Below are 19,659 nucleotides of genomic sequence, written 5' to 3' on the forward strand. Positions count from 1 at the left end.
CGTGCTCAGCGTGATGTGGGCGTACCTGCTTCTCAGGCCTCGCGATCGACGAGCGCGAACGGCCACGCCTCGTCGGGGATGTCGCGGATGGTGCATGCCTGGTCGGTGGCGGTGAACCAGCCACGGAAGTGCAGGATCTCGCCGACGACGGGGTTGCGGACCGTCGCGTCGCACCGAAAGCGTTGCCGCTCTTCGTCCCATCCCTCCATGTATTTCATCTGCGCGGAGAACATGCCTTTCATACCGACCTTCGGGCCGCGACCGAGCCATCGCATCGGACCGCTCTCCAGCAGCAGCTCGCCGGCCGGGGTGACCGACGGTTCGATCGGGTAGAGCAGTTCCGGACCGTCTCCGAAGTAGTCGACGAGACCGTCGCGACCGGAGACGAGCAGCGAGTTCAGACCCCGGGATCCGCTTGTGTACTCGAACGTCCGCAGGACCGCGAGACACTCGCGGTCCAACTCATCGACGTAGCAGTAGTGCCGCTGGGTGAACGGCACCATCCGACTCGTTTTCGCGGGCAACGCATTGCGCTTGGCGTAGTACCAGAAGAATGGCGGCGGCAGCGCCCCGCTGACGTACACCGATTCGTAGATCCCGGTGGCGATCTGGGCGACACCCGACGTCGAATCGATGCCGTAGCGCCACGCGACGTTCGGGTGGAGTCGATCGAAATCCGACCCCAGCATCTGCCGATAGACCGGCGTCATCGCACCCTCCCCCAAGATTCCCCGGCGCCGGTTGTGACCCATCACACCGTCGACACGCGCTTGGGAGTTGAACTTAGTCGATGCGGATCGGCTATGCCGCCGCGGCCTCGCAGAGGCGGGAGAGTTCGTCGATCACCCGGTCGAGCGGCGCGACGCTGCGCTGTGTCTGACACAGCCCGACCGCGCCCTCGATGGACGCGATGATCAGGTGCGCGAGCGAATCCGCGCGGTGGGGGTCGACGCCCTCATGGATCAGTCGGGCGGCGATCTGCCGGGTCCAGCGGGTGAAGATGGCGTCCGCCTCGTCGGCGACCTCGGGTTCGGAACGTCGCGCCAATCCGCCGGCGAGGACCGGGCACCCGAACTCATAGTCGGTGTTGACCAACATCCGGCGCCAGACGTCACCGATCTCGGCGACGGCCTCGGCGGGTGTCGCGGAGCGCTCGCGGCTGATCCGGGTCGAGATGAAATCGCCCGCGTACCGGACCGCCTCGGTCATCAGCTGGGTCTTGCCACCGGGGAAGTGATGGTAGATCGATCCGCGGGGCGCCTTGCTGGCCGCGATGACGTCCCCGATGGATGTGGCGGCCACCCCGTCGCGACCGATGAGATCGGCTGCGTGGACCACCATGCGATCGCGCGGCCCACTCGCGCGCTGGGCACCGCCGGCGACCGTGGTCGGCTCCGCACTCATCGAGTCATCCCCTCCACCAGCACTTCTATGCTTGGCTTCATATTCCGTCCGTTCTATGCAACCATACATAATCATGACGCAGACAGCAGACAGTCGCACCGATTCGACCGACCACCTCGATCCGCTCTCGATGTCGGGACTCGAACTGATGCGCGCCTGGCAGAACGACTCAGCCCACGAGAACCGGCCCAGCATCGGGCGCCTTCTGGGTATGCGACCCGTCGCGATCGATGAGGGTGCGGTCACCTTCGCGGTGACGCCGAAACCGGATTTCGCCAACCCGCTGGGCACTGTGCACGGCGGCGTCTGCGCGACCCTGCTGGACTCGGTCATGGGGTGCGCCATCCACACGACCCTGCCCGCGGGTGTCGGCTACACCACCCTGGAACTGAAGGTGAACTACATCCGCGCGGTCGCCACCGACGCCGAGGAATTGACCGGAGTCGGCACGGTGATCCATGTCGGCGGCCGCACCGCGACCGCCGAGGGCAAGGTGTTCTCCGCCGACGGCAAGCTCGTCGCACATGGCACCACGACGTGCATCGTGTTCCGCTGAGCGGCTGAGGTTTACGTCAGGTACAGCTCGCGGAGCCGGTCCTGGGCGGCTGCGTCGATCCCGAGTGCCTCGGCGAAGTAGTGCTCGATGGTGCCGTACTGAATCGTCACCTCCTCGAGGGCGATCGCGAGGTACGACGACTGCACTCCGAGCAACGGGCGCAACAGATCCGGGTCACCGCCCGCGGCCTCGAAGCCCTCGAAGACGTGGGCCATCGCGGGCAGGAACTGCTCGTTGGTGCGGAGGTAGTCGGTGAACACGTCGTCGCGGTCAACACCCATCAGGGAGAGGAAAACCGCTGCCGCCCAACCGGTTCGATCCTTGCCCGCGGTGCAATGGAACAGTGTCGGGGTGCCGTCGAGCAAGCCGGTGAACAGCTCGCGATAGGCGCGCTTGGCGCTCGGTAGGTTCACCAGGCCCCGGTAGGCGCCGATCATGTGCTCGACGCCGCTGCCGGTGGCGAGTCGGTCGTTGGCCTCGGCGACCGCCTCGGGATCGGCGATCAGCGTGTCGAGGTTGGCCGGCGCGCTGATCCTCGCCGCGTCGGCGAGCACGTCGAGCAGGACACCCCTCGCGTCGCCGATCTCCGGATCCGGCGCCGCGTCGGCCTCGGCCACCGACCGCAGATCCGCGACGGTACGCAAGCCGAGATCGGCCAAGAACCTACGGTCGGCCTCGGACGCCTTGGCCAGTGCCGCCGACCGGAACACCCTGCCGGTGACGACCGTCCGACCGTCGGTGGTCGGCCATCCGCCGACGTCACGAAAGTTGGCGACGCTGGTCAATCCGGGCGTATCGAGCTGTTCGGTCACCCGTCCATTGTTACGGATGGCGAATCACTAGCTCGAGTAGAGGTGCCGCAGCTGCTCCTGCTCGTCGGGTCCGACGCCGAGTCCGTCGGCGAAGTACTCAGCGATTCCGCCGTAGGTGGTGTCGACCTCATCGAAGGCTGCGTCGAGGTAGCCTGCGTCGACGCCGAGCACCGGGATGAGCAGGTCGGGGTTGCCGCCGGCCGCGCCGAACCGGTCGAAGACGGGCTTGAGGGCGGGCACCAGGCGCTCGTTGGTGAGCAGGTAGTCGGCGTAGACGTCGTCTTTCGCCACACCCAGGAGCGTCAGGAATGACGCGGCCGCCCATCCCGTCCGATCCTTGCCCGTGGTGCAGTGGAACAGCGACGGTCCGGCGTGCTCGCCGAGGAGCCCGTGGAACAGGCCGCGGTAGGCCGCGAGGCCGCTGGGCAGCGTGATCATCTGACGGTACGTCTGTGCGATGAGCTCCTTGGCCTTCGATCCCGAGAGTTCTTTGGTCACCATGGCGACCGACGCGGGGTCGGAGAAGAAGTTCTGCAGGTCGGCGGGGATCGCCGTCTCGGCGTCGGCGAGGACGTCGAGATGGATGTCGGTGACCTCGGGCAGGTCGGGATCGGGGAGCGCCTTGCGTTCGGTGGCCGACCGGAGGTCGTAGATCGTGCGGATGCCGAGCGCTTCGAACGCTTCAAGGTCGATGGTCGCCAGCGAGGAGAAGTCGGTCGAGCGGTACAGCACACCCGGCCGCACGGTGCGGCCATCGGCGGTGGCCCAGCCGCCGAGGTCCCGCAGGTTGGGCAGGGTGGGAACCGGGCTCGGTGCAACGGAACCTGTCATGGCGCCCATTGTGCCGGTTGTGGGCCACCCGTGGCTCGGTCACTTCGTCGGCAACCGACAGAGCATGGTTTGGCTCAGTGAATCGGTTGCGCTTTTGTGCGCTGAGCGAAGAAAACCACAACCGATTCGTCGGTACGCCGAAGGCCGGCCACCCCTGCGGGTGACCGGCCTTCGAAACGATAACGCGCTGAGAGCGTTGGGTTCTGAATCAGATCAGAAGCCCATCCTCGTCGGAGACGAGATCAGAATCCCATTCCGCCCATCTCGTCGCCACCCGGCATGGCCGGGGCCGGGTTCTTCTCCGGCTTGTCGGCGACGACGGCCTCGGTGGTGAGGAACAGCGCCGCGATCGAGGCTGCATTCTGCAGCGCCGAGCGGGTGACCTTCACCGGGTCGTTGATGCCGGCCTTGAGCAGGTCCTCGTACACGCCGGTGGCGGCGTTGAGGCCGGTGCCCTTCTTCGAGTTCAGCACCTTGTCGGCGACGACGCCGGGCTCGAGGCCCGCGTTGACGGCGATCTGCTTGGCCGGAGCCGACAGCGCGACGCGAACGATGTTCGCACCGGTGGCCTCGTCACCCTCGAGCGAGAGCGCGTCGATGGCCGGCTCGGACTGCAGCAGGGCCACGCCACCGCCGGCGACGATGCCCTCTTCGACGGCAGCCTTCGCGTTGCGGACGGCGTCCTCGATGCGGTGCTTGCGCTCCTTGAGCTCGACCTCGGTGGCCGCGCCCGCCTTGATGACCGCAACACCGCCGGCCAGCTTGGCCAGACGCTCCTGCAGCTTCTCACGGTCGTAGTCGGAGTCGCTGTTCTCGATCTCGGTGCGGATCTGCGCGACGCGACCGGCGATCGCGTCGGCATCGCCGGCGCCATCGACGATGGTGGTCTCGTCCTTGGTCACGACGACCTTGCGGGCGGTGCCGAGCAGCTCGACGCCGGCGCCCTCGAGGGACAGGCCGACCTCTTCGCTGATGACCTCGCCACCGGTGAGGATGGCGATGTCGGCCAGCATGGCCTTGCGACGGTCACCGAAGCCCGGAGCCTTGACGGCGACGGACTTGAAGGTGCCACGGATCTTGTTGACGACCAGGGTCGAGAGGGCTTCGCCCTCGACGTCCTCGGCGATGATCAGCAGCGGCTTGCCGGCCTGGATGACCTTCTCCAGCAGCGGCAGCAGATCCTTGACGGTCGAGACCTTGCCCGACACGAGCAGGATGTAGGGATCCTCGAGAACGGCTTCCTGACGATCGGCGTCGGTCACGAAGTAGCCCGAGATGTAGCCCTTGTCGAAGCGCATGCCCTCGGTGAGCTCCAGCTGCAGCCCGAAGGTGTTGGACTCCTCGACGGTGATGACGCCTTCCTTGCCGACCTTGTCCATAGCCTCGGCGATGAGCTCGCCGATGGACGGGTCGCCGGCCGAGATACCGGCGGTGGCAGCGATCTGCTCCTTGGTCTCGACCTCCTTGGCGCTCTTGAGGAGGGACTCGGTGACGGCCTCGACGGCCTTCTCGATGCCGCGCTTCAGACCCAGCGGGTTGGCGCCGGCAGCGACGTTGCGCAGACCCTCACGAACGAGAGCCTGAGCCAGAACGGTGGCGGTGGTGGTGCCGTCGCCTGCGACGTCGTCGGTCTTCTTGGCGACCTCCTTGACGAGCTCGGCACCGATCTTCTCGTAGGGGTCCTCGAGCTCGATCTCCTTGGCGATGGACACACCATCGTTGGTGATCGTGGGGGCGCCCCACTTCTTCTCCAGAACGACGTTGCGACCCTTGGGTCCCAACGTCACCTTGACTGCGTCGGCGAGGCTGTTGAGGCCCCGCTCGAGGCCGCGACGTGCCTCTTCGTCGAACGCGATTTGCTTGGCCATGGGTAAGTGATCCTCCGATAGGGGGTGACACCAGGTATCTATGGCCGGAACTCGGTGCCCGCGACGGACGACCGGTGTGTCATTCGGTACCGGTCTCACCGTCCCGACCTAGCACTCACGGTCCGTGAGTGCCAAAGTCGTTTTTAGCACTCGACCGGGTCGAGTGCAAGGTGCGGGTCAGCGACGCAGCAACCGCACCAGCACTCCGGCGGCGTGCGCCTTCGCGGCGCGCTCGGCCTCGTCGGCGTCGCCGGCCTCCAGCGCGGCGACGATCCGACGATGCTCGGCCACCGCCAGCCGCCGGTTCATCTCGTGCGACCACATGTCCGACCGGAAGAGGTGGGCCTGGGTGTCGAGCTTGAGCAGGGCATCGCAGAGCGGTTTGTTGTCGGAGAGCGCACGGACCGCGGTGTGGAACTCGAGGTCGAGGTCGGCGTCACGGAGATGGTCGGCGGGGGCGGCCAAGAGCAGTTCTTGCTCTTCGACACGCTTGGTCAACAGTGCGAGTTCGGCGAGAGTGACCCGCGCGGTGGCCTGCCGTGCGGCGAGTCCGTCGAGCACCTCGCGTACCTCGAAGACGTGGCGGAGCATGTCCTCGTCGAGAGCCGCGACCTTGGCCCCGGCGCGCGGGGTGTAGACGGCCAGTCCGTCGACGACGAGTTGCTGCACCGCTTCCCGCACGGGAGTGCGCGACACCTCGAGGCGGGTCGCCAGTCCGGGTACCGACAGTGAGGTGCCCGGGGCGAGGTCGCCGGAGAAGATCTGCTGCCGGAGCCGACGCAGCACCGAGTCGGTGAGCAGGTCCCCGTTGTCGCTGGTGGTCATCGTTGCTCCAGGGTATTCGGATCAGCCGGCAGCGAGGACGCGTTGTGCTTCGCGGTCGGCATCGATGGGTGCCACGCCCGATTTCATGCCGGCGAGTTTGGCGGAGATGTGTTCGCCGATGGTGATCGGCTCGTACCCCGGTCCCCCGACGTCGGCGCACCCGGGCAGGGTCTCGATGACGGCGTCGTGGTTGCCGTCGAAGAAGAACGCGGCGGATCGGCGGCGGATGATCCGGCCGTCGACCACGGGCGGGTCGACGCGGTGCACCGTGGAGCGCCAGCGGTCGTTGGTCCAGCGCGCCATCGCGTCGCCGAGGTTGACCAGTAGCGCACCGTCGACTGGCTGGACGTCGTGCCAGGTGCCGTCGTGGTCGAGGACCTGCAGGCCGGGCACCCGATCGGCCCGCAGCACGGTGAGGATGCCGAAGTCGGTGTGCGCGCCCATGCCGGTGAGCTCTCCGGCGAGTTCGATCTCGCCCTCCGGCAGCGTGTAGTTGTTCAGTTTCAGTGCGTCGATGGAGTGGTCGGTCAGCGGGTCGAAGTAGCCGGGGGTCAGTCCGAGCGCGTCGGCGAACGCGGTCAGCAGGGTGCGTGACACCGCCCAGGCCGCGTCGAACCAGGCCTCGACGGCCGGTCGGAAGCCGCCCGCGGCGGCGGGCCAGGTGTTGTCGGGATAGCTGGTGGCGGGGAGGTCGACGTGGGGGAACCAGCCGCGTTCGGCGCCGACGGTGAACGCCTCGTAGAAGTCGTTCATCTGATTGGCCGCCGCCACACCGAGACTCATGCTCAGCGATTCGCTCTTGGGCGGGCTGTAGCCGCGGTTCTCCCCCGGCCGCGTGTAGCGCTTCTTGACGTCAAGCGGCAGCGCGTAGAACTCGTCGAGCGCAGCGGTCAGCGCAGCGACGGTGGCCCGGCCGATGCCGTGGCCGACGATTTGGATGAAACCTACACCGGCGCACGCATTGTCGAGTTCGGCGGCGACGCGAGCGCGGTCGGTGGGTGATCCGTGCGGGTCGACGTAGCAGGAGATGTCGACGATGGGAACGGTGAACATTGGTTTCTCCCTTTGCTTTATGAGTCAGCGTCGACGAGTGACGACCGCATTGAGCACGCTGAACACCCCGAACACGAGGATGCCGAACAGCGAGGCGAGGACGATGGCGCCGATCAGGTCCTCGGATTGCAGGCGGGCTCGGTAGATGTCCAGCAGGGTGCCGATGCCGGGTTGCCCTTTGGCGAAGAACATGTCGCCGATGATGGCACCCACCACCACGAGTCCCGACGCGGTGCGGAAGCCGGTCATCATCGACGGCATCGCCGACGGGAACTCCAGCTTCCACAGTCGTTGCACAGGTGAAGCTTTCGCGAGGGTGAAGAGTTCGTGGGCACCGGAGTCCACCGACACCAGACCGAAGTGGGTGTTGGCGATGATCGGGAAGATGGCGATGATCACGCAGACGATGGTGCGCGCGACCATGCCGTAACCGAACCACAGACCGATCAGCGGGACGATGGCCAGCACCGGGATCACCTGCAGCACAACAGCCCAGGGATAGATGGCGCGTTCAAGAAAGGGTCCGCGGCTCATCACCACACCGATCGCGACACCGAGGACCGCGGCGACGAGGAAGCCGACCAGGCTCACCTTGGCGGTAACCCAGAGTGCGTCGAGCATGGGGCCGACGTGGGCACGATCCAGCAGCGAGGTGGTGAGCACCTCATGCGGCGGTGGAAGGAGGAAACGCCTTGTGGGACTGAGGATCAGGTAACTGACCAGGTACCACACGCCGACGGCGATCGCGAGGGAGAGCAGCGGCGGGAGACCAAGGCGCAGCGCCTTGCCGATCGAGTCCGCCCGCGACGAGGTAGGGGCTGCCGACTCCACAGCCGGATTGGTTTGCGGCATGGTCTTTTCCGAATGTGCGTCAGCGGTGGTGGTGATGGTCGCGGTCATTGCCGTGCCTCTCGCAGAGTGTCGGAGATCTCGGCGACGTACGCAGTGAATTGCGGGTCGTAGCGGAGTTCGGGGTGGCGGGGATAGGGGAAGTCGATGCGGGTGTCGGCGACGATGCGCCCGGACCGCGCGGACATGACGATCACCCGATTGGCCAGGAAGACCGCCTCGGACACCGAGTGGGTGATGAACATCGCGGTGAAACCCCGCTCGGCATAGAGCCGTTGGAGTTCGGTCTGCATATCCAGCCGGGTCATCTCGTCGAGCGCGCCGAACGGCTCGTCGAGCAACATCACCTCGGGCTCGGAGGTGAGTGTGCGCGCCAGCGAGGCACGCATCTTCATGCCGCCCGAGAGCATCCGGGGCAGCTGCGACTCGAATCCGGTGAGGCCGACGGCGTCGATGGCGCGCTGGGCGCGGGTTCGCCTCTCCGACTTGGGCAGTCGGGCGATCTCGGCGACGAGTTCGACGTTCGCGCGGACCGACCGCCACGGCAGCAGGGTGGGCTCCTGAAAGATGAAGCCGACCGAGTCGGTGGCGAGGGCGACGCTGCCCGCGCTCGGCCGTTCGAGGCCTGCCGCCATGCGCAGCAGGGTCGATTTGCCACATCCGGACGGCCCCACCACGGCGACGAAGTCACCTTCGGCGATGTCGAGGTCCACGTCGGCGAGCGCCCGCGTGCCGGAGTCGTATTGCTTGGTCACGCCGGACACCGACACCACCACACCTTTCGTCAGGTGCCGGGCGTCGACGTCGGACATCGTGTCGTGCAGCGTCATGCGCACTCCCATAACTGGTCGGAGATACATGTAGATCGTGGGTCTGAAGCCGATTCCTATCGTGGGTTACATGCATTGCGGTGAAGTATCTGTATGTAAACAGTTCGTGACGTCGTCTGACGAATTTGCCGTCTGTATCAGCGATTTTTGAGCATCTACCTGCCGTTATCCACATTCTGAAGCGCGCCACACCATTCCATTGATTACATGCAGTCCGCTGGCGAAGACACCGTCTAGCGCTTAGCTTTACATGCAGCTCGCAATCGCGAGATCCATCGGCATCAGCCCAGGAGCTCCCATGACCCTTCGTTCCCTGCTCACCGGCGGCCGCAGCCGCGCGGTGATCGCCACCGCCACCACCGCGGTCTGCGCCGCCGCTCTCGCCGGTTGCACCGACTCCGGTACCGATTCCACAGCGGCAACAACTCTCGCGCCGGCTTCGGCCGAGTACGACCTGTCCGCGGTCTGCCCGAAAGACGTTGTGGTGCAGCTGCAGTGGCAGCCACAGTCGGACATGGCCGGGGTGATCGGCCTACTCGGACCTGGCTACACCGTCGATACGAACGCGAAGTCGGTGACCGGGCCGCTGGCCTTCGACGGCCAGGACACCGGTGTGGACATCACGTTGCGGGCCGGCGGCCCGGCGATCGGATTCCAGTCGGTGCCGTCGGCGATGTATGCCGACGATTCCATCGACCTCGGGCTTGTCCACGGCGACCAGCTGATCTCGGCCGCGGCCAAGCAGCGGGTCGTCGGCGTGACCCCGCTCCTGCAGTACAACCCGTCGATCATCATGTGGGATCCATCGTCGCATCCGAACGTCAAAACCATTGCCGACGTAGGAAAGTCGAATGCCAGCGTGGTGGTGTCGAAAGATCAGATCTTCCCGCAGTGGCTCGTCGCGAAGGGACTACTCAAGGCCGGCCAGCTCGACACCAGCTACGACGGTGCGCCTGCTCGTTTCGTCGGCGACCCCACGATCACCCAGCAGGGGTTCGCCAACTCCGAGCCCTACACCTACGAGCACGAGACCCCGACGTGGGACAAGCCGGTCGGCTACGCCATGGTCAAGGACGCCGGGTATGACGTGTACGCCTCGAATGTGTCGGTGCGCGCGGACCGGGTGGAGAAGCTCTCCCCGTGTCTGCAGAAGCTGGTCCCGATGATCCAGCAGACCGGCAAGAACCACGTGAACTCGCCCGAGGCCATCAACGCCACGATCGTCGACTGGGTGTCGCAGGATGTTTCGTTCACCCCGTACACCGCGGGTGAAGCCGCCTACTCGGCAAAGTTGTTGAAGGACAAGGCCGTTATTGCTCCGGGAACCGATGGGGTGTGGGGCAGTTACGACTCGGCCAAGGCACAGCAGGTGGTCAACGATCTCGTGCCGATCCTCAACGCCGACGGGGCGAACCTGCCTGCGCAGTTGCCGGCCGATCAACTGTTCACGACTCAGTTCATCAGTGCGTCGGTGCGCTGACGGACTCTGATCGATCGAATACCCTCTCACTCCAGAAACTGCGGTGAGGGGGTATTCGTGCCACATAGTGGCGAAGTGGCGAACTCGGCCCGATTGGTCGGACTACTGTGTCACGCGCCGCCGATAGTCGCGCAACTCTTTGCCTTCGGCAATATCGATCAGCCACTGCTCGGTGGGTTTACGGTTGCGCTTGTTGACGGTCACCACGACGCGAGCGGCAGCCTGTCGCACCTCGGGCGACCAACGTTCGCGCGCGAGAGAGTCTTCGTATCTGGTCACTGCCCACCTCCTGATGTAGCGCCATTATCGGCGTGATCGTCGCCGATGTCACGGTGCAAAGGTGGATGCCAGAATCCACGCGGCGAACATCTCACGCTCGGCGCGCGAAGGCAGTCCGGAGTTGTTCAGCCAGTCCAGCACATCGAAGCCGACAAGTTGTCGAGCTTCGTCGTCCGACAGCGTGTGGTCCACCGCCCAGGTCGCACGGCGTCACCTCTCGGCTCGGCGGTCGGCGTGTGTCCGTTGCAGCAAGCCCACCACGACGCCGGTAAAGCCGATGACACCGACAATCAACGTGACCCACGCCTGTGCCGACATCCCTGTCCCCCTTCGTGTCGTCCATAAGTCATGCCGCGATTTGGGCAGACCTCTCCGAACTCCATCCACAGGTGCGCGAAAATGGCCGCAGGAGGTTCGATGTCTGCCCAACTCGCTGTCGTGTTCGCAGTCCTCGTGCTGCTCATCATCGGCACGCTCGTCGTACTCGTCCGCACCCGTCGGCAGGTCGCGACGCCGACCGAGCGGGCTGTGCACTTCGCGCTGCAGACCGCGTCGCAGGCGGCCCGGTCGTTGCGGTCGGGGTTGTCGGCGGAGTCGGCGTCGGAGGCGCTGCCACATCTTCGGGCGCTGACCGCCGCAGAGGCGGTCGCGCTCTACGACGCCGACGGGGAGTTGCTCGCGCAGGAGACCGGCGGCGAGGAGTGGACCGCGGAGGTGGCCGAGCAGTCGCACACCGCGGCGGAGTCGGCGGAAGTGGACCGGCGCCGAGTGATGATCAGCGATCCGTGCGGCGACATGTCGTCGTGGCGGGCCTTGATCGCGCAGCCGCTGATCGCCGGCGACAGCGGCGTCGGCGTGCTGGTGGTCGCGACGACCAGCCGTCCGAGCCCGGGCATGCTCGGCGCGGTCGCCGAGGTCGCCCGCTACGTGTCGAGCCAGATCGAGCTCGCCGATCTGGAAACCTCCCGGGCCCGCCTCGACCGCGCCGAGGTGCTCGCGCTGCGCGCCCAGATCAGTCCGCACTTCATCTACAACGCGCTCAACACGATCGCGTCGTTCGTCCGCACCGATCCCGACCGGGCCCGCGAACTGATCCTGGATTTCGCCGACTTCACCCGCTACTCGTTCCGCGCGGCGGGCGAGTACACCGTGCTCGCCGACGAACTGCGCAACATCGACCGCTACCTCACCCTCGAACGGGCACGGTTCGGACCGTCGCTGGACGTCAAACTCCATGTGGCACCCGAGGTCCTCAACGTGGTGCTGCCGTTCCTCGCCCTGCAACCGCTGGTGGAAAATGCGGTCCGCCACGGCCTGGCCGGCAAGGGCGGCGGCACCATCACCATCACCGCCCGCGACGAGGGCTCCGACTGCGTCATCACCGTCGACGACGACGGTGTCGGCATGGACCCGGAACTGCTGCGGTCCGGCGACATCGACGCACTGGACCCGGTGCCGGGCGCGCGCAGCGAATCCGACGGCGCGCACGTGGGACTCACCAATGTCGATCATCGGCTGCGCGCCGCATTCGGCAACGACTACGGTCTAGTGGTCGAAACCGGCGTCGGGGCGGGCACCCGGGTCGGCATGCGAGTCCCGAAGTTCCGCGCCGGAATCCGCGCCTGAGGAGGTGAACCACCCATGACCCTGACCGTCCTCGCCGTCGACGACGAACGCCCCGCCCTCGACGAACTCACCTACCTACTCGACCGACAACCCGACATCGGCGAGGTGTACAGCGCGGGCGAGGCCACCGCCGCGTTGCGCGAGTTGAACGAGCGACCCTTCGACGCGATCTTCCTCGACATCAACATGCCGGGGCTGTCCGGGCTCGAACTCGCCGGCGTCCTGACCAACTACGCCGACCCGCCGGCGGTGGTGTTCGTGACGGCTCACGAGGACAAGGCCGTCGACGCGTTCGAGGTGGGTGCCGTCGACTACCTCCTCAAACCCCTGCGCGCCGAACGGCTCGCGCAGGCGATCGCGAGGGTGGTCGCGGCTCGCGAGAACCCGGCCCGCCCAACCGAATCCCCATCGACGAAGGGGCCGGTCGCCGATGACGTGATCCCGGTCGAGATGTCCGGCGTGACGTCGCTGATACCGCGCAACAGCATCTCCTGGGTGGAGGCCGTCGGCGACTACGCCCGACTACACTCCCACTCGGGTGCCCACCTCGTGCGTATTCCATTGTCCACCTTGGCGTCCCGCTGGCACGATCACGGCTTTCATCGGGTCCACCGCTCCTATCTGGTCGCACTCCCGATGGTCACCGGACTCCGCACGCAGGGCTCCACGACCATGGTGAGTGTGCGAGACAACGGGGCGTCGGGATCGGTCGAGCTGCCGGTGAGCCGTCGACAGGTGCGCGAACTCAAGGACCGACTGATCCGAGATCCGATGCGGCAGTTCCGGACCGGACCGTCCGGCGTCGATGACGGGACCGCACGATGACCGGTCAGATACCCCGGCGTGAGCGCGTCGTCCTGGGGCGGCGGCGTGGTGCTCGGGTGGTGCGCACCCGCGTCGAGGTGCAGGAGCAGACAGAGGTGGGTGATGCGCTCGTCCGCGGACTGATGCGCGCCCAACTGGGCCTGGCGTTGCGACTGGGCCTGAGCGTGACCGCGGTGATCGTCGCGATCCCGTTGCTGGGCACCCTGTTTCCCGCCCTCACCACGGCGACCGTCGCCGGCATACGGCTGAACTGGATCGTCCTGGGCGTGCTGCTGTACCCGTTGCTCTACGCCACCGGCCGCCTGTACGTGCGGTTCGCCGAGCAAAACGAACGCGACTTCATGGGCGTCGTCGATGACGACAGTTGACCCGAACCGGATCATCCGATGAGCAACCACATCGACTCGCTGACCGCGCTGGCACTCGCGCTCGCGGCGATCGCAACCGTCGCCGTCGGCGCCTACGGCGGGCGCTTCGCGCGGACCACTTCCGACTTCCTGGTCGCCTCCCGAAGCGTCGGCTCGCGCTGGAATGCTGCTGCCATCTCCGGTGAATATCTCTCCGCCGCATCATTTCTCGGCGTGCCGGACTGGTCGCGAAGTATGGCGCCGACGCCCTCTGGTATCCCGTCGGCTTCACCGCCGGCTACCTCGGGTTACTACTGTTCGTCGCCGCCCCTCTGCGCCGCTCGGGCGCCTACACCGTCCCCGACTTCGCCGAGTTCCGACTGGCGTCGTCGGCGGCCCGGCGCGCTGCAATGATGGTGGTCGTCGTGGTCTGCGTTTTGTACCTGATCCCTCAATTACAGGGCGCCGGACTGACTTTGCACATCCTGCTCGGCGCGCCCGTCTGGGTGGGCTCGGTCGCCGTCGGGGCGATCGTCATCGTCAACGTCGTCGGCGGGGGAATGCGCTCGATCACCTTCGTGCAGGCCTTCCAGTACTGGCTGAAGCTGACCGCGATCGCGATTCCCGCGCTGGTGCTGCTCGGTGTCTTCCTCAGTGACCGAGCCGATCTCGGTTCACCGGCGCCCCCGCGCGTGACCGCCGCGACCACCGTCGACGTGACCACCGACGTCGTCGTGTCGGTCAGCGAGACCACCGGCATCATGGTCACCGGCACCCTCGACGGCATCGACGTGGTCGATGCACCGATCACCTCGCCCGGGTCGCACATGTTGTCGGCCGGCACGATCATCCACCTCGACGCCGACACTGCGACCCCCGTCGTCCAGGGCGCACCCGCGACCGGCTCCGACTGGATCGCCTCCGGCGGCGGATTGGGTGGCGAACATGCACTGTTTCAGGTGCTTTCGCTGATTGTCGCGACCTTCCTCGGCACCATGGGACTGCCCCATGTGCTGGTGCGCTTCTACACCAACCCCGACGGCCGGTCGGCGCGGCGGACCGCGCTCGCGGTGATCGCGCTGCTGTCGCTGTTCTATCTCTTCCCCACCCTGCTCGGCGTCTTCGCCCGGTTGTACGTGCCCGAACTGCTGATCACCGGGACCGCCGACGCCGCGGTGTTGCTGCTGCCGAGCGCCGCGGTGGGCGGAATCGCCGGGCAGTTCCTGGCGGCGTTGGTGGCGGCCGGCGCGATCGCCGCGTTCCTGGCGACGTCGTCGGGGCTGCTGGTCAGCGTGGCCGGCGCCCTGTCGACCGATGTTTTGCGCGGCCGGGTCCGGGATTTCCGGGTGGCCGCGGTGATCGGCGGGATCATCCCGATCCTGTTCTCCCTGGCGGCCGCGTCCCTGGAGCTGTCCCGCACGGTGGGTCTGGTGTTCGCGGTGGCCGCTTCGACGTTGTGTCCGCTGTTGGTTCTCGGGATCTGGTGGCGCGGCCTGACTCCGGCCGGCGCGATCTCCGGGCTGGTCGTGGGTGGTGTGGCGTCCGGGGTGACGACGAGTCTGGCGATCGCCGGAGTCGTCGACGAGACCGCGCTCGGCGGCTGGCCCGCTGTGCTGATCGGCTATCCCGCCGCGGTGACGGTGCCGCTGGCCTTCCTCACAATGATCGTGATCAGCTTGGCCACCACAAGCGGATTGCCGCCGGACCGCGCCCGCATCTTCGCGCGCATGCACGTTCCGGAACGCCTGGGTATGGGCGTGGAGCGGCTGCCGGAGGGCTGACCGCTCGCCGCTCGTCGGCCCGCACCGACCGTTTACCGCACGAGTGAACATGTTCAGCGTGTGACCGGCGCCACCCCATTCTCCTGTGACCCGTGCCTCAATAATCTCAGCGCCAGAGGTGTCATCACAGTCAACGCAGGAGGTCATTCGTGTCCACGCTTGAACATCCACCCGGCTCGGCGCCACACACGCCGACCGGCCAAGAGTTTCTCGACATGCAGCAGAGTCCCGAGTTCACCGATCTGCGTCATCGTCTGCGCCGGTTCGTCTTTCCGATGACGGCGTTCTTCCTGCTCTGGTACGCGGTCTACGTGCTCCTCGGCGCCTTCGCTGAGGACTTCATGGGCACCAAGGTGTGGGGCAACATCAACATCGGCCTGATCCTGGGGTTGCTGCAGTTCGTCACGACCTTCGTGATCACCGGCCTCTACGTGCGCTTCGCGAACCGTGAACTCGACCCCCGCGCCTCCGCGATCCGTGAAGAACTGGAAGGACCGCAGTCATGACCGACACCTACATCCTCGCCGAGGCGGTCGGCAATCCCGTCGCCAACATCTCGATCTTCGTCGCCTTCGTCGCGGTCACCATGTTCGTGGTGATCCGCGCCAGCAAGAACAACTCGTCGGCGGCCGACTTCTTCACCGGCGGCCGCGGCTTCTCCGGACCCCAGAACGGCATCGCCATCGCCGGCGACTACTTGTCGGCAGCCAGCTTCCTCGGCATCGCCGGCGCCATCGCCGTGTACGGCTACGACGGCTTCCTCTACTCCATCGGCTTCCTCGTCGCCTGGCTCGTGGCCCTGCTGCTGGTGGCCGAATTGTTGCGCAACACCGGCAAATTCACCATGGCCGACGTACTGAGCTTCCGGCTGCGACAACGGCCGGTGCGCCTGGCGGCCGCCATCTCCACGCTGGCCGTGTCGCTGTTCTACCTGCTCGCGCAGATGGCCGGTGCCGGCGGTCTGGTCGCACTGCTACTCGACATCGAAGGCCGTGTGGGACAGTCCATCGTCATCGCGGTCGTCGGCGCGCTGATGATCGTCTACGTCCTCATCGGCGGCATGAAGGGCACCACCTGGGTGCAGATCATCAAGGCGGTCTTGCTGATCGCCGGTGCGGCCATCATGACCTTCATCGTGCTGGCCAAGTTCGGCATGAACCTGTCCAGCATCCTCGGTTCCGCGCAGGACGCGATCTCCGGGTCGACCGACGAAAAGATCGCCGCGCGTGACGTTCTCGCGCCGGGCGCGCAGTACGGCGGATCGCTCACCTCACAGATCAACTTCGTCTCGCTGGCCATCGCGCTGGTGCTCGGTACCGCCGGTCTGCCGCACGTGTTGATGCGGTTCTACACCGTGCCGACGGCCAAGGAGGCCCGTAAGTCGGTGGTGTGGGCGATCGCGTTGATCGGTGCGTTCTACCTGTTCACCCTGGTCCTCGGATACGGCGCGGCCGCACTCGTCGGACCGGACAAGATCATGGCGGCGGCCGGCAAACAGAACTCGGCGGCACCGCTGCTGGCGTTCGAACTCGGCGGTGTGGTGCTGCTCGGCATCATCTCCGCGGTCGCGTTCGCGACGATTCTCGCGGTGGTCGCGGGTCTGGCCATCACCGCGTCGGCGTCGTTCGCCCACGACATCTACGGCAGCGTCATCAAGCGCGGACAGGCCAGCGAGGCCGACCAGGTTCGCGTATCCCGGTACACCGTCGTGGTTCTCGGCATCATGGGCATCATCCTCGGCATCCTGGCGAACGGCCAGAACATCGCCTTCCTGGTCGCACTGGCCTTCGCGATCGCCGCGGCGGCCAACCTGCCGACCATCGTGTACTCGCTGTACTGGAAGCGATTCAACACCCGCGGTGCGCTGTGGAGCATCTACGGCGGCCTGATCTCGACCATCGTGCTGATCATCTTCTCGCCTGCCGTCTCCGGCTCGGCGACCTCGATGGTCCCGTCGGCCGACTTCGCCTGGTTCCCGCTGGCCAACCCGGGCATCATCTCGATCCCGCTCGGCTTCATCCTCGGCATCGTCGGCACCCTGACGTCGCCGGAACGCGGCACCCCGGAACGCAACGCGGAGATGGAGGTGCGTTCGCTCACCGGCGTCGGAGCGGAAAAGGCTGTGGTGCACTGAGTTCCGTGTACTGAGCGGTTCGTCGAGCCACGAAGGGTTTGTCACCCTTCGTGGCTCGTCGCTTGCGCTCCTCACACCTCAGGGATCGGGCTGGCTCCGCTGCGCTCCTCACACCTCAGGGAGCTGGCGAGAATCCTGTATCCGCGCAAAGGGTTGCGCCGCTTCGATTTCGAACGCCAACTCGAGCAGGGTCCGTTCCCGACCGCGGTCCGCGGCGAAGTGCACGCCGAGGGGCAGGCCGGCCGACGTCTGCGCCATCGGCAGGCTGATCGCGGGAGTCCCGGTGGTGTTGTTGGCCGGGGTGAAGGCGACGTAGTGCACCAGGCGTTCGAAGATCAGGTCGAAATCGCCTGCCGGGTCGAGGTAGCCGATCTTCGGGGTGGTGTGGGCGAGGGTCGGTGACATGACGACGTCGAAATGATCGAAGCCTGCACGGAATCGGGCGTCCGCGCGTCTGAGACCGAGGATCGACGACGGCGTCCGCCAGAATCCGCGCAGGTACTTGCGCGACAGCCCGTGGGTGAACGGGTCGATGGCACGCCGATCGAAACCCTTGTCGATCAACTGTTTTCCGAAGTACTCCAGCGAGAAGGCCAGCAGCGCCCAGTAGTCGGCGAACTGCTCCACGAATCGCGCATCGACCGGGATCGGCGTCGGCTCGACGTGATGCCCGAGCACCGTCAGCAGATCGGCGGCCCGTTTCATCGCGGCGGCGGTGTCGTCGTCGATCGGCCGGCCGGTCACCGTCTCGGTGATCAACCCGATGCGCAGCCTGCGGGTGGCCGCCCCTTCGACGAGCCCGACCGGCGGCATATCCGGCGCGCGACGGAATCTCTCTGCGTCACCGAGGAACCGGGCGGTGTCGCGCACCGACCGCGACAGCACGCCGTTGGAGATGATGTCGATCGGCGCGGCCTCACCCTCGGGCGAGGGTGCCACCCGACCACGAGAGGGCTTGAGCCCCACCAGGCCGCAGGCGGCGGCCGGGATGCGGATCGATCCGCCGCCGTCGTTGCCATGGGCGATCGGTAGCGCCCCGGATGCGACGAGCACCGCGGACCCGCCGGACGACGCACCACTGGAATAGTCGGTGCCCCACGGGTTGCGAGTGGGTTCGTCGTCGACGAATTCAGTTGTCGCCGTGAGACCGAACGGCGGCAGGGTGGTGGCTCCGACGATGTTGAGTCCGGTGGAGAGCAACTGGTCGGTGAACGGCTCGTTCGCCGTCGCCGGCCGGGCGGGCACCGCAGCCGAGCCGTGGCGGGTGGGCAATCCGGTGAACAGGGTGTTGTTCTTGATCGCCGACGGCACCCCGGCGAACGACCCTGCCGGAAAACGGTTGTCCCGCGCGCGAACACGGGCTCGCTCCCGGTCGTCGACAGCGACACCGTGCAGGTGAGGCTCCACCGCGTCGATCCGCGCAAGCGACGCCTCCAGCGCCTCGGCGGCCGAGAACTCGCCCGCCGCAATCGCTTCGGCGACTGCCGTCGCATCGAGGTCACCCAGGCAGTCGTCGCCGAAGGCGTGAACGTTCTTCACGCGGCCGCCATCCGCATCACGTCGTCGACGAGCGACGCCCCGAAGGCGCGGTCGATCGCCAGTCCGAACACCGACTTCCCGTACAGCGGAGCGACGACGTGGTCGAGAACCTGATCGACGGTCGGCGTTCCTTCACCGCGGTCGCGCGCGCGTCCGACCATCACCTCGACCTGCCGACGACGGAACTCCCAGCACGGGCACAGCTCGACGACGCCGTCGCGCGCGGAGATCATCGCGCGCAGATGCGCGCGGCGGTCCGGCTTGTCGATGTCGATGGCCATCGCATCCCCCCACTCGAGCAGGTCGTCGTGCAGTCGGCCCCGATCGGGGATGTGCTCCTCCCGGGTCAGCACAAAAACGGCCACCTCACCGAGCAGGGCGTCGACGGTGCCCCACCGTCGATAGACAGTGGTCGGGTTCACCCCGGCCTGTTCGGCGATCTGCGGAATCGTCATCGTCGCCCCGCGCCCACCGTCGACGAGTTCACCCACCGCGCGGTAGACAGCCGATCGCACGCGCGCAGTGCGGCCACCGGGACGGGTGCGGACCGTGCGGTCCGGTGCATCAGTGCTCATACCCGCACATTACTGCAAAGATCGTTGCATTAAGACCGTCATGGC

The 19,659-nt window shown here is 66.6% G+C and carries 20 protein-coding genes and 1 pseudogene; 8 read left to right on the plus strand and 13 right to left on the minus strand.

All coding sequences use genetic code 11. The features are described from left to right. Positions 1-32: 32 nt before the first annotated feature. Both AAFP30_RS10055 and AAFP30_RS10060 read right to left on the minus strand, forming a co-directional pair. On the minus strand, positions 33-710 hold the full coding sequence (locus AAFP30_RS10055; protein WP_419229757.1) for a DUF4166 domain-containing protein: 678 nt from the start codon (positions 708-710) through the stop codon (positions 33-35). Between the two features lie 91 nt (positions 711-801). Beyond that, on the minus strand, positions 802-1,404 hold the full coding sequence (locus tag AAFP30_RS10060; protein WP_419229758.1) for a TetR/AcrR family transcriptional regulator: 603 nt from the start codon (positions 1,402-1,404) through the stop codon (positions 802-804). Positions 1,405-1,459: 55 nt separating this feature from the next. On the opposite strand from AAFP30_RS10060, the gene AAFP30_RS10065 reads away from it, so the two are divergent. Continuing rightward, on the plus strand, positions 1,460-1,960 hold the full coding sequence (locus AAFP30_RS10065; RefSeq protein WP_419229759.1) for a PaaI family thioesterase: 501 nt from the start codon (positions 1,460-1,462) through the stop codon (positions 1,958-1,960). Positions 1,961-1,971: 11 nt separating this feature from the next. Here the strand turns inward: AAFP30_RS10065 and AAFP30_RS10070 are convergent, their stop codons facing one another. The 7 genes from AAFP30_RS10070 to AAFP30_RS10100 all read right to left on the minus strand — a co-directional run bounded on the left by AAFP30_RS10070 (position 1,972) and on the right by AAFP30_RS10100 (position 9,028). Continuing rightward, positions 1,972-2,772 carry a tyrosine-protein phosphatase gene (locus AAFP30_RS10070; RefSeq protein ID WP_419229760.1) on the minus strand — a complete coding sequence of 267 codons (801 nt, stop codon included), beginning with the start codon at positions 2,770-2,772 and terminating at the stop codon, positions 1,972-1,974. A 27-nt stretch (positions 2,773-2,799) separates the two neighbouring features. Beyond that, positions 2,800-3,603, minus strand: a complete 804-nt coding sequence (locus AAFP30_RS10075) for a tyrosine-protein phosphatase (protein ID WP_419229761.1) — start codon at positions 3,601-3,603, stop codon at positions 2,800-2,802. A gap of 242 nt (positions 3,604-3,845) precedes the next feature. After that, positions 3,846-5,471, minus strand: a complete 1,626-nt coding sequence (gene groL / locus AAFP30_RS10080) for a chaperonin GroEL (RefSeq protein WP_419229762.1) — start codon at positions 5,469-5,471, stop codon at positions 3,846-3,848. A gap of 177 nt (positions 5,472-5,648) precedes the next feature. Then, positions 5,649-6,296, minus strand: a complete 648-nt coding sequence (locus AAFP30_RS10085) for a GntR family transcriptional regulator (protein ID WP_419229763.1) — start codon at positions 6,294-6,296, stop codon at positions 5,649-5,651. 21 nt (positions 6,297-6,317) lie between these two features. Further along, positions 6,318-7,349: an isopenicillin N synthase family dioxygenase gene (locus AAFP30_RS10090; RefSeq protein ID WP_419229764.1), complete on the minus strand. Its 1,032-nt coding sequence runs from the start codon at positions 7,347-7,349 to the stop codon at positions 6,318-6,320. 24 nt (positions 7,350-7,373) lie between these two features. Next, the gene (locus tag AAFP30_RS10095; protein WP_419229765.1) at positions 7,374-8,249 is read right to left on the minus strand and encodes an ABC transporter permease; all 876 of its coding nucleotides are present in this window, start codon (positions 8,247-8,249) and stop codon (positions 7,374-7,376) included. Further along, complete coding sequence (locus AAFP30_RS10100; protein WP_419229766.1) at positions 8,246-9,028, minus strand: ABC transporter ATP-binding protein; 783 nt, start codon at positions 9,026-9,028, stop codon at positions 8,246-8,248. The genes AAFP30_RS10095 and AAFP30_RS10100 overlap by 4 nt, the downstream gene beginning before the upstream one ends. Before the next feature lie 298 nt (positions 9,029-9,326). Here AAFP30_RS10100 and AAFP30_RS10105 point away from each other — a divergent pair, with 298 nt between their 5' ends. Next, positions 9,327-10,508, plus strand: coding sequence for a nitrate ABC transporter substrate-binding protein (locus tag AAFP30_RS10105; RefSeq protein ID WP_419229767.1), 1,182 nt, complete (start codon positions 9,327-9,329; stop codon positions 10,506-10,508). 102 nt (positions 10,509-10,610) lie between these two features. On the opposite strand, the gene AAFP30_RS10110 is transcribed toward AAFP30_RS10105, so the two are convergent. Continuing rightward, positions 10,611-10,787 carry a hypothetical protein gene (locus AAFP30_RS10110; protein ID WP_419229768.1) on the minus strand — a complete coding sequence of 59 codons (177 nt, stop codon included), beginning with the start codon at positions 10,785-10,787 and terminating at the stop codon, positions 10,611-10,613. A 48-nt stretch (positions 10,788-10,835) separates the two neighbouring features. Further along, complete coding sequence (locus AAFP30_RS10115) at positions 10,836-10,979, minus strand: hypothetical protein (RefSeq protein ID WP_419229769.1); 144 nt, start codon at positions 10,977-10,979, stop codon at positions 10,836-10,838. 225 nt (positions 10,980-11,204) lie between these two features. Here AAFP30_RS10115 and AAFP30_RS10120 point away from each other — a divergent pair, with 225 nt between their 5' ends. The 6 genes and pseudogenes from AAFP30_RS10120 (at position 11,205) to AAFP30_RS10145 (ending at position 17,500) form a co-directional block, all read left to right on the plus strand. Next, positions 11,205-12,413 carry a sensor histidine kinase gene (locus tag AAFP30_RS10120; protein ID WP_419229770.1) on the plus strand — a complete coding sequence of 403 codons (1,209 nt, stop codon included), beginning with the start codon at positions 11,205-11,207 and terminating at the stop codon, positions 12,411-12,413. A gap of 15 nt (positions 12,414-12,428) precedes the next feature. Then, positions 12,429-13,238 carry a LytR/AlgR family response regulator transcription factor gene (locus AAFP30_RS10125; RefSeq protein ID WP_419229771.1) on the plus strand — a complete coding sequence of 270 codons (810 nt, stop codon included), beginning with the start codon at positions 12,429-12,431 and terminating at the stop codon, positions 13,236-13,238. Further along, on the plus strand, positions 13,235-13,606 hold the full coding sequence (locus AAFP30_RS10130) for a hypothetical protein (protein WP_419229772.1): 372 nt from the start codon (positions 13,235-13,237) through the stop codon (positions 13,604-13,606). Before AAFP30_RS10125 ends, AAFP30_RS10130 begins: the two co-directional genes overlap by 4 nt. A gap of 18 nt (positions 13,607-13,624) precedes the next feature. Next, positions 13,625-15,366: pseudogene (locus AAFP30_RS10135) on the plus strand (cation acetate symporter). Positions 15,367-15,515: 149 nt separating this feature from the next. Continuing rightward, positions 15,516-15,872 (plus strand): DUF485 domain-containing protein, encoded by a 357-nt coding sequence (locus tag AAFP30_RS10140; RefSeq protein ID WP_419229773.1) that lies wholly within the window; start codon positions 15,516-15,518, stop codon positions 15,870-15,872. Next, the gene (locus AAFP30_RS10145) at positions 15,869-17,500 is read left to right on the plus strand and encodes a cation acetate symporter (protein ID WP_419229774.1); all 1,632 of its coding nucleotides are present in this window, start codon (positions 15,869-15,871) and stop codon (positions 17,498-17,500) included. The genes AAFP30_RS10140 and AAFP30_RS10145 overlap by 4 nt, the downstream gene beginning before the upstream one ends. 108 nt (positions 17,501-17,608) lie before the next feature. Here AAFP30_RS10145 and AAFP30_RS10150 read toward each other — a convergent pair whose 3' ends face one another. Together AAFP30_RS10150 and AAFP30_RS10155 are read right to left on the minus strand one after the other, a co-directional pair. After that, positions 17,609-19,039 carry an amidase gene (locus AAFP30_RS10150; protein ID WP_419229775.1) on the minus strand — a complete coding sequence of 477 codons (1,431 nt, stop codon included), beginning with the start codon at positions 19,037-19,039 and terminating at the stop codon, positions 17,609-17,611. Then, positions 19,036-19,614, minus strand: a complete 579-nt coding sequence (locus tag AAFP30_RS10155; protein WP_419229776.1) for a TetR/AcrR family transcriptional regulator — start codon at positions 19,612-19,614, stop codon at positions 19,036-19,038. Before AAFP30_RS10155 ends, AAFP30_RS10150 begins: the two co-directional genes overlap by 4 nt. Positions 19,615-19,659: the final 45 nt, after the last annotated feature.

Origin of the sequence: Gordonia sp. CPCC 205515 (assembly GCF_048537925.1) — a bacterium.
In the GTDB taxonomy this organism is placed as follows: domain Bacteria; phylum Actinomycetota; class Actinomycetes; order Mycobacteriales; family Mycobacteriaceae; genus Gordonia.

Coding starts and splice junctions, on each gene's coding strand:
- AAFP30_RS10055 (WP_419229757.1), bottom strand. CDS start 710: ATGACGCCGGTCTATCGGCAGATGCTGGGGTCGGATTTCGATCGACTC.
- AAFP30_RS10060 (WP_419229758.1), bottom strand. CDS start 1,404: ATGAGTGCGGAGCCGACCACGGTCGCCGGCGGTGCCCAGCGCGCGAGT.
- AAFP30_RS10065 (WP_419229759.1), top strand. CDS start 1,460: ATGCAACCATACATAATCATGACGCAGACAGCAGACAGTCGCACCGAT.
- AAFP30_RS10075 (WP_419229761.1), bottom strand. CDS start 3,603: ATGACAGGTTCCGTTGCACCGAGCCCGGTTCCCACCCTGCCCAACCTG.
- groL (WP_419229762.1), bottom strand. CDS start 5,471: ATGGCCAAGCAAATCGCGTTCGACGAAGAGGCACGTCGCGGCCTCGAG.
- AAFP30_RS10085 (WP_419229763.1), bottom strand. CDS start 6,296: ATGACCACCAGCGACAACGGGGACCTGCTCACCGACTCGGTGCTGCGT.
- AAFP30_RS10090 (WP_419229764.1), bottom strand. CDS start 7,349: ATGTTCACCGTTCCCATCGTCGACATCTCCTGCTACGTCGACCCGCAC.
- AAFP30_RS10095 (WP_419229765.1), bottom strand. CDS start 8,249: ATGACCGCGACCATCACCACCACCGCTGACGCACATTCGGAAAAGACC.
- AAFP30_RS10100 (WP_419229766.1), bottom strand. CDS start 9,028: ATGACGCTGCACGACACGATGTCCGACGTCGACGCCCGGCACCTGACG.
- AAFP30_RS10105 (WP_419229767.1), top strand. CDS start 9,327: ATGACCCTTCGTTCCCTGCTCACCGGCGGCCGCAGCCGCGCGGTGATC.
- AAFP30_RS10120 (WP_419229770.1), top strand. CDS start 11,205: ATGTCTGCCCAACTCGCTGTCGTGTTCGCAGTCCTCGTGCTGCTCATC.
- AAFP30_RS10125 (WP_419229771.1), top strand. CDS start 12,429: ATGACCCTGACCGTCCTCGCCGTCGACGACGAACGCCCCGCCCTCGAC.
- AAFP30_RS10130 (WP_419229772.1), top strand. CDS start 13,235: ATGACCGGTCAGATACCCCGGCGTGAGCGCGTCGTCCTGGGGCGGCGG.
- AAFP30_RS10145 (WP_419229774.1), top strand. CDS start 15,869: ATGACCGACACCTACATCCTCGCCGAGGCGGTCGGCAATCCCGTCGCC.
- AAFP30_RS10155 (WP_419229776.1), bottom strand. CDS start 19,614: ATGAGCACTGATGCACCGGACCGCACGGTCCGCACCCGTCCCGGTGGC.